Below are 15,192 nucleotides of genomic sequence, written 5' to 3'. Positions count from 1 at the left end.
GGGGTAAGGGGCCGCCCACACATCCGCGACGTATTGGGGGATAGACTAGGAGTCAGATCGGATTAAACCCATATACCGACTCCGCCTCTGCGGATTTTGAGGACCTTCCGTCCGATGAACATGCTGTCCAAGAAGGCGCTCTACGGCATCCGGGCGCTGATCGCCCTGGCCCAGGCCGCCCCGGACTCGCTGTCGACCGGCGAGATCGCCGCCCAGGGGTCCCTGCCCCGCAAGTTTCTCGAACTGATCCTGGTCTCGCTGAAGCGGGCCGGCATGGCGGTCAGCCAGCGCGGCCGCGAGGGCGGCTATGTGCTGGCCCGGCCGGCCAACCAGATCAACCTGGCCGACGTCATCCGGGTCATGGACGGCCCGCTGGCCCTGATCCCCTGCGCCTCGCGCACCGCCTACCGCGCCTGCGAGGACTGCCCCGACGTTGAGGCCTGCCGCATCCGCAAGGCCATGCTCAAGGGCCGCGACGCCCTGGCCGAGGTGTTCGAGTCGACCAGCATCGCCGACCTGGCCGGCATGGGCGACAAGGCCGACCTGCTGCTGGGGGCGGCGGAGTAGAAGGCCTCGCCTCGGACCGGCTAACGACCTAGAGTTCCAGCGGGAACCATCGTCGCCGGGGGGCGAGCATGGACGAGCGCGAGGTCCGCCGGCAGGAAGAGGCCGGAGAACGTATCCCCAGGTCGGTGACCGACGCCCTGCGCGCCCATCCCCGCTTCGCCGAGGCCGCCCGCAGAGCCGCCCGCGCCTCGGCCGAGCTCTACCGCACCGATGCGCTGATGTTCCGGGCCCTGCGCGACACCAGCCGCTGGGTCTGCGCGGTCTGGGCCCTCTACCTGGACGCCACCGAGGGCGGCCTGACCCATGCCCGGCTGCGCGACCTCTGCGTCGAGGCCAACCTGCTCAGCCCCGGCACCGCCTATGCGGTGCTGATCCAGCTGCGGGTCATCGGCTATGTCGAGCTGCTGCCCTACGCCATCGACGACGCCCGGATGCGGGCCTACCGCCCCACGGCCCGGATGATGGAGGCCTTCCGCCGCCGCATGCGCCAGGACGTCGAGGGGGCCGCCATGCTCGATCCCAGCGTCGCCGCGGCCCTGGACCGCTGGGACGAGCCACGGGTGTTCCAGGCCCTGGTCCGCCGGCTGGGCGAGGGCATCCGCGCCTCGGCCCGGGTGCATGACGCCGAGCGCCCGTCGCTGCACCTCTTTGCCCGCCGCACGGCCGGCATGCCCGCCCTCTACAACCTGCTCTCCCAGGCCGCTCCGGACGACGACTTCCCGCCCCGGCGGCCGATCGCCATCAACCTGGCCGACCTCTCCCGCCGCTGCTCGGTCTCGCGCACCCACATGCTGCGCCTGCTGCGCGACGTGGAGGCCACCGGCTTCCTGGAACCCGGCCCGCGCCCGGGCGAGGCGGTGATGACCGACTTCATGCGCGAGGAGGTCGAGACCTTCTACGCCCTCTATTTCGCCGGCCTGATCATCAGCGCCCGCGAGGCCGTGGGCTGGGACGCCGCGCCGGCGGCGGACGCCCCGCCCTGGGACGCCTGGATGCGGGACTTCTCCCGGCGCGAGACGCCCCGTCTGGTCAGGCTGCGCTCGGCCTGACGACCAGCGCGGGGGCGGTCAGACCGCCGCCTCGAGGGTCTCGGTTTCCGCCGCGTGCCTGGAAAACAGACCCAGCACCCACTCCTTGATGCTCTTGTCGATGGTGCAGTGCCACTGGTTGGTCGCCGGCGCGTACCAGTCGTCGAAGGGGGTCCGGCCCCGGTGCTGGCTGGGCTTGAACTGATGGGCGTCGCCCGCCCACTTGACCCCCAGGGCGCTGTAGGCCGGCACGAAGCAGTTGCGGCCGGTGGTCATATAGCCCTCGGGGAAGGCCCCGAAGGGCGAGAGGGCGTCCTTGGCCTTCTCGACGTGATTGGCGAAGCCGCCCGCGCAGCCGTCGCGGGAGAAGAAGCCGGCGGATGGCTTGAGATAGGCGACGATCCGGTGGGGACGGTCGGAAATCCAGCAGTCGGCGTAGTCGTAGCGGGGCTGCGGGGCGCGGTTGGCGGTGAACCACAGATGGGCCTCGTAGTGGGCGCAGATGCCGCTGCGCCGCCGCACGGTCAGGGCGTGGGACTCGGGCCGGACCAGGTCGAAGCCTTCGAGATGGCCGTTGCTGACCGCATACTTCTTCGGCCTGGTCGGGTAGCCGTCTTTGCGCATGGCTTCGAGCTCGGCGTAGAAGCGCCTGTAGTCCTCCTTGACCACCTCCTCCTCGACGTCCTCGCGGTACCAGACCTGGTGCATCAGCATCTGCTTGGCGCAGGCATAGTTGAGCAGGTCGTGGAAGCTGTGGCTGCGGTGGGCGTAGAAGCGGGCCGTGTACTGGACCGCCATCGGCACGTTGGCGCCGACATGGGGCGAGTCGAAGGTGACCATGCGGGTGACGTTGCCGATATCGGTCCCGTGGGTCTCGGCGTAGCAGAGGGCGTAGCGGGCGATCAGGCCGCCCATGCTGCCGCCCATGGCCGCGATCTCCGTGCTGGGGCCGACCTGGTCGCGGATCCATTTCAGGGCTTCCAGATAGACCATGGCGTTGCCCTGGATCGGCGCGCCGGGCGTACCGAAGATCAGGATGATCAGGTCGAAGCCGGCGTCGCGCAGCTCGTTGGCCAGCTTGGCGTTGGGGTTCCAGCCGCCCGGCGTCTTGCCGTCGAAGATGTCGTAGATGTCGTTGGCCCAGGCCCCGCCCGGGAAGCCCTCGGCCAGCAGGATCGGCTTCTGCACCCGCCCCGAGCGGTTGCCCCAGGCATAGTAGACATGGCGGGTCCCGCCGTAGTGGCGCTTCTCGTGGGCCAGCGAGGCGGTCACGGGCGCGACCTCGTCGGCGGGCGGGGCCGAGGCCTCCTCGACCGTGAACAGGAAGGCCGCGTTCAGGGACCCGGTGGGGGTCTGAAGCCGCAGGGCGATCCGCTGCTGGCCGGCCGCCTCGTATTCGACCAGCGCCTCGTCGCCCCAGTTCAGCGAGCGGAAGCCTTCGCCGTCGTCGAAATCGATCTCGACCGGTCCGGGCGGCAGATCCGTCCCCGGACCGCTGGCGATGAAGTGCTCGGGCGACAGCCGGAACCGCACCTTCAGGCCGGGATAGCGGTCGGGCCGCCGCTCGAACCCCCAATAGGCCGGCGGCAGGGCGGCGCTGGCGGCGAAGGCGGTGCGCGGGGCGAACAGTTCGTCGAACGCCGCGGCCGGCGGCAGCTCGATCTCGGCGTCGTCGCGCCGGGCCCGCAGCACCGCCTGCGCCAGCCGCCGGCCCGGGGCGCGGTAGCGGACATGGAAGACCGCGATGGGGACCACCATCTCGCCCAGGTCGTGGGGCGGCAGGGGCGGCAGCCCCAGCTGTTCGTGCAGCCATTCCCAGCGGGACTGGTCCAGGGCGTCGGCGACGCCCGAGCCGTCAGGCAGGGCGCCCAGCCCCAAGTCCGGCTCGACGAACACCGGGCCCTCGCCCAGCCCGGCCGCCCTGGCCTTGAGGGCCGCGAAGGCGCGGTTGAAGACGGGGTTGATCTCGGTCTTGTCGAGTTGGCTGGTGGTCATGGGACTGTCCTCCGTCCGGCGGCGGAATCCCGGTTGGCGCTAACCCCTTGCCAACTTCCCGCCTGAGGCGCGCATTACAGACCAGCGTTCGCTGGCGGCAAGGGCTGGACCGGGAAACGGAGACTCCGTTTTTCAGCCCCTCAGAGCACCCAGCCGCCGCTATCCAGATGCGCGTCGCCGGTGATCTTCATCTGGTAGTCGGCCTTGCCGTCGCCATCGGCATCCAGGCTGAGCAGGGTGATGTTGCTCGAGGCCGTGTAGGCCAGGGTCATCTCGCCCGCATGCCTGGTGAAGGCGCCGACCAGGTGGAAGGGGTCATCGACGAGGGTGGCGGTATTGGCGTCGATGGCCGACAGATCCAGCCTGTCGCTCTCGGAGGCCTTCAGGTCGTAGACCTGGTCGATCTCCAGCGTCCGCCCCGCCGGCGCCCTGCTGGAATAGACGCTCTCGGCCAGCACCACGAACGCATCCGCGCCCGAGCCGCCGGTCATCAGGTCGTTGCCGGTCCCGCCGATGAGGCGGTCATTGCCCGCCCCGCCGTCGAGGGTGTCCACCCCAGCCAGGCCGCTCAGCGTATTGCCTCCAGCATTGCCGGCCAGGCGGTTGGCCAGCTCGTTGCCGGTCCCGTTGATATCGCCCGAGCCCTGCAGTTCGAGCTGCTCGACATTGGCGCCCAGGGTCCAGCCCAGGCTGGCCCGGACGATGTCGATCCCCTCGCCGGCCAGCTCGACCGTCGTGTCGCCGGCGTTGTCGACGAAGTAGATGTCGTTACCCGTCCCGCCGGTCATGGCGTCGGCGCCCGCGCCGCCATCCAGGCTGTCATTGTCCGCCCCGCCGTTCAGGGTGTCGTCGCCGTTGCCGCCCGACATCTGGTCGGCCCCGGCCCCGCCGTTCAGCGTATCGATCCCCGCCCCGCCGTTGAGCTTGTCGGCCCCATCGCCGCCGTTCAGGCCGTCATTGCCGTCGTCGCCGTTTAGGATGTCGTTGCCCAGCCCGCCATTGACGGTGTCGTTCCCGGCCCCGCCATAGAGGGTGTCGTTGGCCGCGTCGCCGTTCAGGGTGTCGGCGCCGCCCAGGCCGTACAGCACGTCCTTGCCGCCGGCGCCGCTCAGGCTGTCGTTCCCCGCCCCGCCGCTGTGGGTCTCGTCGGCGATGGTGCCCGTGAAGTTGTCGATGGGGATGAGCGGGGCCGGGTTGAGCACCAGGAAGGCGCCGCCGGTGAAGGAGAAGTTCACGCCGATCCCCGGGGCGCCCAGCAGCAGGTCGTCGGAGCCGTCGCCGTTGAAGTCGCCGATTCCGGCCACCGCCGCACCAGCAACCTGTCCGGGCGAGGTGAAGTGAAAACCGTTGGTCCCGTCGATCTGGGCGGTGTTCAAGGTGGGGGCGAACGCGCCGCCGTGTCCGAACACCAGGACGGCCTTGGCGCTCAAGAAGTTGCCCTCGCCGATGAGCAGATCGTCGAAGCCGTCGCCATCGACATCGCCCGCGCCGGCCACCGAATAGCCGAGGCACTCACCGGCCGCGGAGCCGGTGACCGTGAAGCCGTTCGAGCCGTTCAGTTGGCTGGCCGACAGGGTCGTATAGGCGTAGTCGCCCCGGCCGAACACGACATAGGCCGCGCCCTGGCTCTGGCCGCCGGGGCCGGCCGAATACATCCCCACGACCACGTCGTCGAAGCCGTCGCCGTTGAGATCTCCGGTCCCGGACGCCGAGATGCGGAAGCCGTTGGAGAACCAGGTCCCGTCGAACCGGAAACCGAAGATGCCCGTCACCCCCGCCAGGCTGGCGGCGCCCGCGACGTTCAGCGGACCCAGCACCACATAGGCCGAACCGGCGTCATTGGCCCCCGTGCCCGGCGCCCCGATGATCAGGTCCTGGAAGCTGTCGCCGTCGAAGTCGCCCGCCGCGCTGACCGCCGTGCCGACGCGATCGCCGGCGGCGACCCCGTCCAGCCGCATGTTGGCGCCGGCGTTGAGGTTGATGACAGGCGCGAACGCTCCGGGATGGCCGGTCACCACAAAGACCGAACCGGAGTCCGTCCCGTTGAAGTCCGTCCCCGGCGCGCCGATGACCAGATCGGCGAAGCCGTCATGGTTGATATCCGGGCCCAGGGCGACCGACGAACCGACAGCATCACCCAGCGCCGCGCCGACCACCTTGAAGCCGTTGGTCCCGTTCAGGCTGCTCAGTTCCAGGGTGCGAGGCGCGGGGCCGGCATGGCCGAACACCACATAGACCGCCCCCACCTGTGCGCCGTAGCCGCCCGCGTCAGGCGCCCCGATCACCAGGTCGTCGAAGCCGTCGCCGTTGAGGTCGCCGCCGCCGGCCACCGACAGGCCGGCATGCTCGCCGGCGCTGGCGCCGTTGATGGTGAAGCCGTTGTAGCCGGTCAGGTAGCTGGTGGGAAAATTGGGCGGCGTGAAGCCCGGGTGGCCGAAGATCACATAGGAAACGCCGCTGGCGTTGATGCTGCCGCTGGCGTAGGGCGCGCCGACGATGAAGTCCTCATAGCCGTCGCCATTGAAGTCACCGATCGAGGCCACCGACCTGCCGGTGAAGCTGGACTGGACGGTCCCGACAAATTCGAAACCGCTGTACCCGTTCAGAGTCGCCGTGTTGACGTCGGGATGGAACGGCATGAGGCTGACCTGAACGATGCTTGGCGTCAGGCCGCATCGTTAAGGTCGGCGAGGGCGGGGAAACAAGGTCGCCAAAGGAAAACGGAGACTCCGTTTTCCGCTCAGGCCCGGCGATGACCGGCCAGGAAGACCCGCACCACCTCCGTGCAGTAGGGCTGTTCCTCATGCAGCGGCGGCGCGCCGGAGCCGCGGAACAGGGGGATGGTCAGGGCCGCGTGCTCCAGCATGCCCTGGAACAGCCGGGCCGACAGGGCCGGGTCGGGAATGGCCAGCATCCCCTCGGCGTTGAAGCGGGCGAAGCGGCGGCGTAGCACCGCCCCGAACATCTGGTGCGACAGGACGTGCATCCGCGCCCCCAGCTCGGGCCGATGGTCGGCCTCGGCCACCACGATGCGGTAGAAGCCCCGCACGCCCGGATCGACCAGGAAGCGGAAATACCCCTCGGCGAAGCGCATCAGCACCGTCTCCGGATCGCCGTCGAGCGGCTCCAGGTCGACGAAGGTCCGCTCGAAGGGGGCGAGCGCTATGTCGGTGACGGCCTCGAACAGGCGGTCCTTGTTCTCGAAATAGATATAGACCGTGGCGCTGGAGACCCGCGCCAGCTTGGCCACCGCGTTCACCGTCGCCCGCTCGAAATCGGTGCCCAGAAACACCTGGCGGGCGGCCTCGACGATCTTGCGCCGCCGCTGGTCGTGCAGTTCGTCACGCATTGGCGACAGAGGCCCCCGACACCCCAGAATGGGTGGGGCGCAGTACGTCACGCCAGGGCCCTGGCGTCCAGGGGAAAGGGCGAGGATTCGCGCCTTGCGCCGGCCTCGCCGCACGCCATATCGGAACCAGGCGATTGAGGAGCGAATGTCATGTCGGACAAGGTCGTGCTGGCCGAGAAGCTGGCCCTGTTTTCCGACCACTACGCCCCCCGGACCGTGGCCGAGTTCAACGGCCACGACATCATGGTCGTCAAGGTCGAGGGCCCCTACCACTGGCATGTCCACGAGGACACCGACGACTTCTTCCTGGTGCTGAAGGTCCAACTCGACATCGAACTGCGCGACCGCACCGTCTCGCTGGGCCCGGGCGAGCTGTTCGTGGTCCCCAAGGGCGTCGAGCACCGCCCCGTGGCGCGGGAGGAGGTCCACCTGCTGCTGATCGAGCCCACCGGCACGCCCAATAGCGGCGACCCGGCGACGGCCGCGCCTCGCCGGGTGGTTTGACGGCGGCCGCCAAGCGGCGACGGCTTTAGCGATTGTCTTTCGCTACAGGACCCAGCCGCCGCTATCGAGGTGGACATCGCCGCTGATCTTCATGCGGTAGTCGGCCGAGCCGTCGCCATCGACGTCGAGCGAAAGAAGGGTGATCCCGCCCGCAAAGCTCAGCGTCATCTCGCCGGCATGGTGGGTGAAGCCGCCGACCAGATGAAAGGCGTCGTCCGTCCCAGTGGAGCTGTCGGCGTCGATGGCTGACAGATCCAGCCTGTCCCCCTGCGCCAGGATCAGGTCGTTGACCGTGTCGACCTCTACCGTCCCGCCGAGATGACTCTGGATCACCGACTCCTGGCGCACCTTGAAGGTGTCGGTCCCCGCCCCGCCGACCAGGATATCGGCCCCGGTTCCGCCGATCAGCGTGTCGTTGCCATTGAAGCCCTTGAGCACGTCGTCGCCGCCGCCGCCGTCGAGGACGTTGGCCCCGCCGTTGCCGTTCAGCGCGTTGGCCAGGCCGTTACCGGTCCCATCGATGCTGGCCGAGCCCTCCTGGATCAGGATCTCGGTGTTGGCCGCCAGGGTCCAGGTAATCGAGGCCCGGACGACGTCCGAACCTTCGCCGCCGGCTTCGACCGTCGTGTCGCCGGCGTTGTCGACATAGAAGGTGTCGTCGCCCAGCCCGCCGGTCATGGCGTCCGCCCCAGTTCCCCCGTCCATGACGTCGTTGCCGTCGCCGCCGCTCAGGATGTCGGTCCCGATTCCGCCGTTGAGCTGATCGGCCCCGATACCGCCGTTGAGGGTGTCGTTGTCGGCGCCCCCGTCCAGGATGTCGTTGCCCGAGCCGCCGAACAGGATGTCGTCGCCGATCCCGCCGTCGAGCCGGTCGTTGTCGCCCTGGCCGTCCAGGTCGTCGGTCCCGTCGCCGCCGTAGAGCATGTCGGCGCCGTTGCCGCCCAGCAGGGTGTCGTCGCCGGCCCCACCCTTGATGATGTCCTCGCCGTCGCCACCGTCCAGGATATTGGCGCCGCTGTTGCCGACCATGGTGTTGGCCAGGCTGTTGCCCGTGCCGTTGATGTCGGCCGTGCCGTCCAGGATCAGCCGTTCGATGTTCGAGCCAAGGGTCCAGTTGATGGTGGAGCGGACAACGTCGTTGCCCGCGCCCGCGCCTTCGGTGGTGACGTCGTTCGGGTCGTCGACGACATAGGTGTCATCGCCCGTGCCGCCGGACATGGTGTCGGCGCCGAGGCCTCCGTCCAGCCAGTCGCCTTCCGACCCGGCGTCGATGATATCATCACCGGCGTCGCCGTAGAGGATGTCCTTGCCGGAGCCGCCGGTCAGGCTATCGCTGCCGCCGCCGGCATTGACGATGTCGTCGCCGGAGCCGCCGGTGATGGTGTTGGCGCCGCCGTCGCCGGCCAGCACGTCTCCGCTGGAGTCGATACCGTTGATGGTTACCGTGACCGTCGCCGTATCGCCGCCATTCACCGTGTAGCTGAAGGTGTCGGTGGTGCTGAGATTGGTCGCCCCCGAAGCCGGCCCGCCCAGATAGTCGTAGATGTGGTTGGGATCGTAGCTGTAGGCGCCGTTGGCGTTCAGCGTCAGCAGGGCGCCGCTGGGCAGGGTGATCTGGGTCCCGACGCTGGCGGCGTTGCCATTGACCGCGGTGACCGTCGTGAAGCCGGTGTCATTGCCAGCGACCGTCGTGGACAGCACCGCATTCTCATTGACGCTGGCGGTATCGTCGTTGGCCACCGCCCCGGCCGCGGCGGTGGTGAAGTTCAGGGTGGTGTTGTCGTGGATGCCGTCGAAGGCCCCGCCGGTGGTGTCGACAAACACCGTCGAATCCATCCGCACCGCATAGGCCGTCCCGGCCGTCAGGGTGATGGAGGGGTTGATTGTCCAGGCGGCGGCCGCGCCGCTGACCAGGCCGCTGGTCACGTCGATGGTCTCGACCACCGTGTCGTCGCTGGTGCGGACGATGTAGATGTTGCCGGTTCCCTTGGCGACCGTCTGGTCGAAGGTCAGGACGATGTCGGCGGTGGTGGAGACGCCGGTGGCGTTGTCGGCCGGGGTGGCGCTGACCAGGGTCGGCGGGGCGCCGGCGCCATAGTAGATATGGGCGGTCGAACTGGCGACGGTCCACAGATCGAGCCGGCCGTCGCCGTTGAAGTCGAAGACCCGGTAGTTGAGGGATCCGAAGTCCTGCAGGGTCAGCCCGGCGAAGGGTGAGGCGGACTGGGCGAAGTCGGTAAAGGTTCCGTCGCCGTTGGACCGCGCATAGCGGAACAGCGAGCCGTTGCCGCTGACCTGATAGAGAATGTCGTCATCGCCGTCGCCGTCGAAGTCGCCGTTTACCGCCCGGATGGGAAACTCCAGGATCGGGAAGGTCGAGGCGCTGACCGAGGTGAAACTGGCGCCGTCGTTGCGGAAGTAGAAGTTGCCGCTGCCGCCGACCAGGGAACGGCTGACCCAGATGTCGACATCGCCATCGCCGTCGAAATCGCCGGCCCGGTACATGTGGGCCGATATCTAGTCGGGCAGGGTCAGGCCGGCGAACGGAGAACTGGCCTGGGCGACGTTGGTGAAACCGCCCGAGCCATTGCTGGCCGAATAGCTGAAGGCCGAACCCGTGCCGCCGGTCTGATAGAGGATGTCGACCGCCCCATCGCCGTTGAAGTCGGCCGTCAGGAACCGGGAGCTCCCCGTGTGGTCGCTCGGGAAGGCGGCGCTGGAAACGCTGGTGAAGACGCCGGCGGCCTGGCGGTAGAAGAGGCCCGTCGAGTTGGCCTGGATGACCCAGACATCGTCATCGCCATCGCCATCGAAATCGCCGACCCGCCAGGTGTCGCTGACGTTGCCCGGGAAGGTGATGCCGGCGAAGGGGGACGAGGCCTGGGCGATCGCCGTGAAGACGCCGCTGCCGTTGTTGCGGTAGAAGACATAGGCGTCGGAACCGACCAGCTGGCCGAAGAAGTCGATGTCGCCGTCGTTGTCGAAGTCGCCGACGAGCTGGCGCAGGCCGGTCGAGGGCGCCGGGGCGCCGCCGAGGCTGCCTTCAGTGAATTGCACGGGCATGTGTTTTCCCCCCAACAGCCAAAAATAATGAACCAGGCGGTGGGCTTTGGCGATCCCTGTTCCGCGAAACCGGGGTTCGGAAGCTGGACAGAACCATACGCCGCGCTCGCGCGTTAGGAGGGGCTGAGGGGAACTGCGCGCCTCCTCAGATAATCTCTACTAGACACATAGGATATAGCGGTTAGACGTTAAGCCCCACACGCCGACGATCGGGACGGGAGCCGGCCAAGATGAGCTTGATCAACGGAATGGACCGCCGGGCGCTCCTCGTGGGCGGGTTCGGGACGGCGGCGCTGGCCGCCTGTTCGCCCAAGGCGCCGGCCGGGGCGGGCGCCAAGACCCTGCTCAATGTCAGCTACGATCCGACCCGCGAGCTCTACAAGGCCTACGACGCCTTTTTCGCCAAGGACTGGGCGGCCCAGGGCAGGGGCGCGCTGACCGTCAACCAGTCGCACGGCGGCTCGGGCAAGCAGGCCCGGGCGGTGATCGACGGGCTGGAGGCCGACGTCGTCACCCTGGCCCTGGCGGCCGATATCGACATCATCGCGGCCAAGGGGCTGATCGCCGCCGACTGGCAGGGGCGCCTGCCCAACAACAGCTGCCCCTACACCTCGACCATCGTCTTCCTGGTCCGCAAGGGGAACCCCAAGGCGATCAAGGACTGGGGCGACCTGGTGAAGCCGGGCGTCCAGGTTATCACCCCCAACCCCAAGACCTCCGGCGGCGCGCGCTGGAACTACCTGGCCGCCTGGGCCTATGGTCTCAAGAGCGGCGGCTCGGAGGCGGCCGCCCAGGCCTATGTCACCGACCTCTTCAAGCATGTGCCGGTGCTGGACAGCGGCGCGCGCGGGGCGACCAACACCTTCGTCAAGAACGGCCTGGGCGATGTGCTGCTGGCCTGGGAGAACGAGGCCTATCTGGCCATCGACGAACTGGGCGCCGACAAGCTGGAAGTCGTGCTGCCCAGCCTCTCGGTCCTGGCCGAGCCGCCGGTCGCCGTGGTCGACAAGATCGTCGAGCGGCACGGCACGCAGGCGGTCGCCGAGGCGTATCTCAAGACCCTCTACACCCCCGGCGCCCAGGAGCTGATCGCCGGGCAGTACTACCGGCCGACCGATGCGACGGTTCTGGCCAAATACGCCGACCGCTTCCCGAAACTGGCGATGAAGACCATCGCCGACTTCGGCGGCTGGAAGGCGGCCCAGGCCCGGCATTTCGCCGACGGCGGGCTGTTCGACAACCTCTACAAGCCCGGCTGACGGATGGCCGCACTGACTGCCCGCCGCCGCCTGTTCTGGCGCGACCCCGGGGTGCTGCCCGGGTTCGGGCTGTCGCTGGGATTCACCATCTTCTATCTCAGCGTCATCGTGCTGATCCCGCTGACGGCCCTGGCGCTGCGGCCCTGGGAGCACGGCGTCCACGGCATTCTCAAGACCCTGAGCGAGCCGCGCGTGCTGGCCTCGCTGCGCCTCAGCTTCGGGGCGGCGGCCCTGGCGGCGGGGATCAATGCGGTGATGGGGCTGATCGTCACCTGGGTGCTGGTGCGCCAGGATTTCCCGGGCCGGAAGATCGTCGACGCCCTGGTCGACCTGCCCTTCGCCCTGCCGACCGCCGTGGCCGGCATCGCACTGACCACCATCTACGGCCCCCACGGCCCCCTGGGCGAGCTGTTCGCCAGGGTCGGGATCAAGACCGCCTACAGCCCGCTGGGCGTGGTCATCGCCCTGGCCTTCGTCGGCCTGCCCTTCGTGGTCCGCACCCTGCAGCCGGTCATGCAGGACATGCGCCGCGACGTCGAGGAGGCGGCCGAGACCCTGGGGGCCAACGCCATCCAGCGGGCGGTGCGCATCATCCTGCCGGCCATCGCCCCGGCCCTGATCACCGGCACGGGCCTGGCGTTCGCCCGCGCCGTCGGTGAATACGGCTCGGTGATCTTCATCGCCGGCAACATGCCGATGGTCTCGGAGATCTCGCCCCTGCTGATCGTCATCAAGCTGGAACAGTATGACTATGCCGGCGCCGCCACGGTGGGCCTGGCCATGCTGGGCCTGTCGTTCGGGGTGCTGCTGGTCTTCAACCTGATCCAGCTGTGGCTCTCCAGCCGGGGCAAGGTGCGCTGATGGCCGCCCTTCTCAAGACCCGCTCGGGCTCGAGCGCCGGGCTGATCCTGCTGTTCCTGGCGCTGGGCTATATGGGCGTCCTGATCGTCTTCCCGCTGATCGTGGTGTTCACCGAGGCCTTCGCCAAGGGGGTCCAGACCTATCTGGACAGCTTCAAGGAGCCCGACGCCTGGGCGGCCATCAAGCTGACCCTGCTGGTCTCCGGCATCTCGGTGCCGCTGAACGCGGTGTTCGGGGTGGCTGCCGCCTGGGCCATCGCCAAGTTCAACTTCGCCGGCAAGAGCCTGCTGACCACCCTGATCGACCTGCCCTTCTCAGTGTCGCCGGTGATCTCGGGCCTGGTCTGGGTGCTGCTGTTCGGGGCCAACGGCTGGTTCGGGCCCATGCTGCAGGACTCGGGCCTGAAGATCATCTTCGCCCTGCCCGGCCTGGTGCTGGCGACGGTCTTCGTCACCTTCCCCTTCGTGGCCCGCGAGCTGATCCCGCTGATGCAGGAGCAGGGCAGCGACGAGGAGTCGGCGGCCATCACCCTGGGGGCCGGCGGCTTCACCACCTTCCTGAAAATCACCCTCCCCAACATCAAATGGGGCCTGCTCTATGGGGTGCTGCTGTGCAACGCCCGGGCGATGGGCGAGTTCGGGGCGGTGTCGGTGGTGTCCGGCCATATCCGCGGCCTGACCGACACCCTGCCGCTGCATGTCGAGATTCTCTACAACGACTACGATTTCGTCGGCGCCTTCGCCGCCGCCTCGGTGCTGGCGGGACTGGCGCTGGTCACCCTAATCCTCAAGACTGCACTCGAATGGCGCTACGCCGGCGAGCTTTCGGCCTCACGCCGCCACTAGGGACCACATGCCGCTTACTCTGACCGACATCACCAAGGAATTCGGCTCGACGCCCGCCCTGCGCGGGGTGTCGCTGGAGGTCCGCGACGGCGAGTTCCTGGCCCTGCTGGGCCCCTCGGGCTCGGGCAAGACGACGCTGCTGCGCATCCTGGCCGGCCTGGCCCGGCCGGACGCCGGTTCGGTGCGCTTCAACGACGAGGACTTCCTGGCCCTCTCGCCCCGGGCCCGCAAGGCCGGGATGGTGTTCCAGCACTACGCCCTCTTCCGCCACATGACCGTGGCCGAGAACATCGCCTTTGGCCTCAAGGTTCGCCCCCGCAAGGAGCGCCCGACCCGCGAGGCCATCAAGACCCGGGTCGCCGAACTGCTGCGGCTGATCCAGCTCGAGGACCTGGGCGGCCGCTATCCCGCCCAGCTTTCCGGCGGCCAGCAGCAGCGGGTCGCCCTGGCCCGGGCCCTGGCCATCGAGCCGCGCATCCTGCTGCTCGACGAGCCGTTCGGGGCCCTGGACGCCAAGGTGCGGCGCGAGCTGCGCCACTGGCTGCGGCGGGTGCATGACGAGACCGGGGTGACCACCATCTTCGTCACCCACGACCAGGAAGAGGCCCTGGACCTGGCCGACCGCGTGGCCATCCTCAGCGCCGGCCAGATCGAGCAGCTGGGCGCCCCGCAGGAGGTCTATGAGCAGCCGGCGACGCCGTTCGTGTTCGACTTCCTGGGCGCGGCCAACCAGATCAAGGGCGAGGTCAAGGCCGGCCGCCTGCTGGCCGAGGGCTGCAGCTTCCCGCTGGAGGAGGCCTGCGCCGACGGCCCGGTCACTGCCTTCTTCCGCCCCCACGAGGTGGACGTGAACCCCGAGGACGGCGAGGGCCTGGCCTGCGTCGTCGCCACGGTGGCGGCGCGCGGCGCGGCGGTGAAGGTCGAGTGCCGCTGCAACGGCCGGCTGTTCGACGTCGAGTGGTCGGGACGCGAGCTGCCGGCGCATGTGAAGGTTGGGGCCAAGGTCAAGCTGGCGCCCAAGCGGTTCCGGGTGTTTGCGGGCTAGAGGGCGGCCGCCGGCTTGCGCCGGTCCCGGCGTCTGGCGTAATCGAATTACGCAACATCATGAAAGCGTGTCGATGGCAGGCGCAGGCAGGCGGGACGCCCACGCCGAGGCAACCCGGGCGTTGATCATCCGCCAGGCCAGGACAGTCTTCGCGGCGAGAGGATTCGCCGACGCGGGGCTGGCCGAGATCGTCGCCGCGGCCCGGGTCACGACGGGCGCCGTCTACCACCATTTCGGCGACAAGAAAGGCCTGTTCCTGGCGGTCGCCGAGGCGGTCGAGGCCGACATCCTGACGGGGCTGGGCCAGGCGGCGGCCACGCATTCCGATCCCTGGGAACAGCTGATGGCCGGGGTCGAGGCCATGCTGGAAATCTGCGCGCGTCCCGACGTGCAGCGGATCGTGTTCCGCGACGCGCCGACCGTCATCGGTCCCGCGGCCTGGCGCGAAATCGAACTCCGGTACGGGTTCGGGGTGATGCGGAGCGCGCTCGAAGCCCTGATCGCCAGGAAGATCATTCGGCAAGGCTCGGCCGACGTGCTGGCCTCGATCATGCTCGGCGCCCTCATCGAGGCCGCCGGGGCCATAGCCAGGGCGGAAGACCAGGCCGGCACGGCTCTCGAGGCGCGCGAAACCGTCCGGAGGCTATTCGCGGCCCTGCGATCGCCTTGACTCGCC

13 protein-coding genes are annotated in these 15,192 nt (G+C 68.8%); 8 read left to right on the top strand and 5 right to left on the bottom strand.

What is annotated here, in order from left to right; translation table 11 throughout:
* Positions 1 to 114: 114 nt before the first annotated feature.
* Together QO010_RS14810 and QO010_RS14805 are read left to right on the top strand one after the other, a co-directional pair.
* Complete coding sequence (locus QO010_RS14810) at positions 115 to 567, top strand: RrF2 family transcriptional regulator (RefSeq protein ID WP_307350360.1); 453 nt, start codon at positions 115 to 117, stop codon at positions 565 to 567.
* 68 nt (positions 568 to 635) lie between these two features.
* Positions 636 to 1,616: a hypothetical protein gene (locus QO010_RS14805; RefSeq protein WP_307350358.1), complete on the top strand. Its 981-nt coding sequence runs from the start codon at positions 636 to 638 to the stop codon at positions 1,614 to 1,616.
* Between the two features lie 18 nt (positions 1,617 to 1,634).
* On the opposite strand, the gene QO010_RS14800 is transcribed toward QO010_RS14805, so the two are convergent.
* The 3 genes from QO010_RS14800 to QO010_RS14790 all read right to left on the bottom strand — a co-directional run bounded on the left by QO010_RS14800 (position 1,635) and on the right by QO010_RS14790 (position 6,939).
* Entirely contained in the window at positions 1,635 to 3,590 is a 1,956-nt protein-coding gene (locus tag QO010_RS14800) for a PGAP1-like alpha/beta domain-containing protein (RefSeq protein ID WP_307350356.1), read from the bottom strand.
* Between the two features lie 140 nt (positions 3,591 to 3,730).
* Positions 3,731 to 6,229 (bottom strand): M10 family metallopeptidase C-terminal domain-containing protein, encoded by a 2,499-nt coding sequence (locus QO010_RS14795; RefSeq protein WP_307350355.1) that lies wholly within the window; start codon positions 6,227 to 6,229, stop codon positions 3,731 to 3,733.
* Between the two features lie 101 nt (positions 6,230 to 6,330).
* Positions 6,331 to 6,939: a TetR/AcrR family transcriptional regulator gene (locus QO010_RS14790; protein WP_307350354.1), complete on the bottom strand. Its 609-nt coding sequence runs from the start codon at positions 6,937 to 6,939 to the stop codon at positions 6,331 to 6,333.
* 150 nt (positions 6,940 to 7,089) lie between these two features.
* Between QO010_RS14790 and QO010_RS14785 the strand changes: the two genes are divergently transcribed.
* On the top strand, positions 7,090 to 7,443 hold the full coding sequence (locus tag QO010_RS14785; protein WP_307350352.1) for a cupin domain-containing protein: 354 nt from the start codon (positions 7,090 to 7,092) through the stop codon (positions 7,441 to 7,443).
* Positions 7,444 to 7,485: 42 nt separating this feature from the next.
* Here QO010_RS14785 and QO010_RS14780 read toward each other — a convergent pair whose 3' ends face one another.
* The gene (locus QO010_RS14780; protein ID WP_307350350.1) at positions 7,486 to 9,948 is read right to left on the bottom strand and encodes an FG-GAP-like repeat-containing protein; all 2,463 of its coding nucleotides are present in this window, start codon (positions 9,946 to 9,948) and stop codon (positions 7,486 to 7,488) included.
* A 12-nt stretch (positions 9,949 to 9,960) separates the two neighbouring features.
* A complete protein-coding gene (locus tag QO010_RS14775) occupies positions 9,961 to 10,506 on the bottom strand; it encodes an FG-GAP-like repeat-containing protein (protein WP_307350348.1) in 546 nt (181 codons plus the stop codon).
* Between the two features lie 230 nt (positions 10,507 to 10,736).
* On the opposite strand from QO010_RS14775, the gene QO010_RS14770 reads away from it, so the two are divergent.
* The 5 genes from QO010_RS14770 (at position 10,737) to QO010_RS14750 (ending at position 15,186) form a co-directional block, all read left to right on the top strand.
* Entirely contained in the window at positions 10,737 to 11,765 is a 1,029-nt protein-coding gene (locus QO010_RS14770) for a sulfate ABC transporter substrate-binding protein (protein ID WP_307350347.1), read from the top strand.
* Positions 11,766 to 11,768: 3 nt separating this feature from the next.
* Positions 11,769 to 12,626: a sulfate ABC transporter permease subunit CysT gene (gene cysT / locus QO010_RS14765; RefSeq protein WP_307350345.1), complete on the top strand. Its 858-nt coding sequence runs from the start codon at positions 11,769 to 11,771 to the stop codon at positions 12,624 to 12,626.
* Positions 12,626 to 13,471, top strand: coding sequence for a sulfate ABC transporter permease subunit CysW (gene cysW, locus QO010_RS14760; protein ID WP_307350344.1), 846 nt, complete (start codon positions 12,626 to 12,628; stop codon positions 13,469 to 13,471). The genes cysT and cysW overlap by 1 nt, the downstream gene beginning before the upstream one ends.
* A gap of 7 nt (positions 13,472 to 13,478) precedes the next feature.
* Positions 13,479 to 14,516: a sulfate/molybdate ABC transporter ATP-binding protein gene (locus tag QO010_RS14755; RefSeq protein WP_307350343.1), complete on the top strand. Its 1,038-nt coding sequence runs from the start codon at positions 13,479 to 13,481 to the stop codon at positions 14,514 to 14,516.
* A gap of 73 nt (positions 14,517 to 14,589) precedes the next feature.
* A complete protein-coding gene (locus tag QO010_RS14750) occupies positions 14,590 to 15,186 on the top strand; it encodes a TetR/AcrR family transcriptional regulator (protein ID WP_307350342.1) in 597 nt (198 codons plus the stop codon).
* The last annotated feature ends 6 nt before the right edge of the window (positions 15,187 to 15,192 follow it).

Source organism: Caulobacter ginsengisoli (assembly GCF_030814835.1).
Lineage (GTDB): Bacteria > Pseudomonadota > Alphaproteobacteria > Caulobacterales > Caulobacteraceae > Caulobacter > Caulobacter ginsengisoli.
The sequence above is the reverse complement of the archived record's forward strand: the minus strand, read 5'-3'. Positions and strand labels throughout refer to the sequence as shown.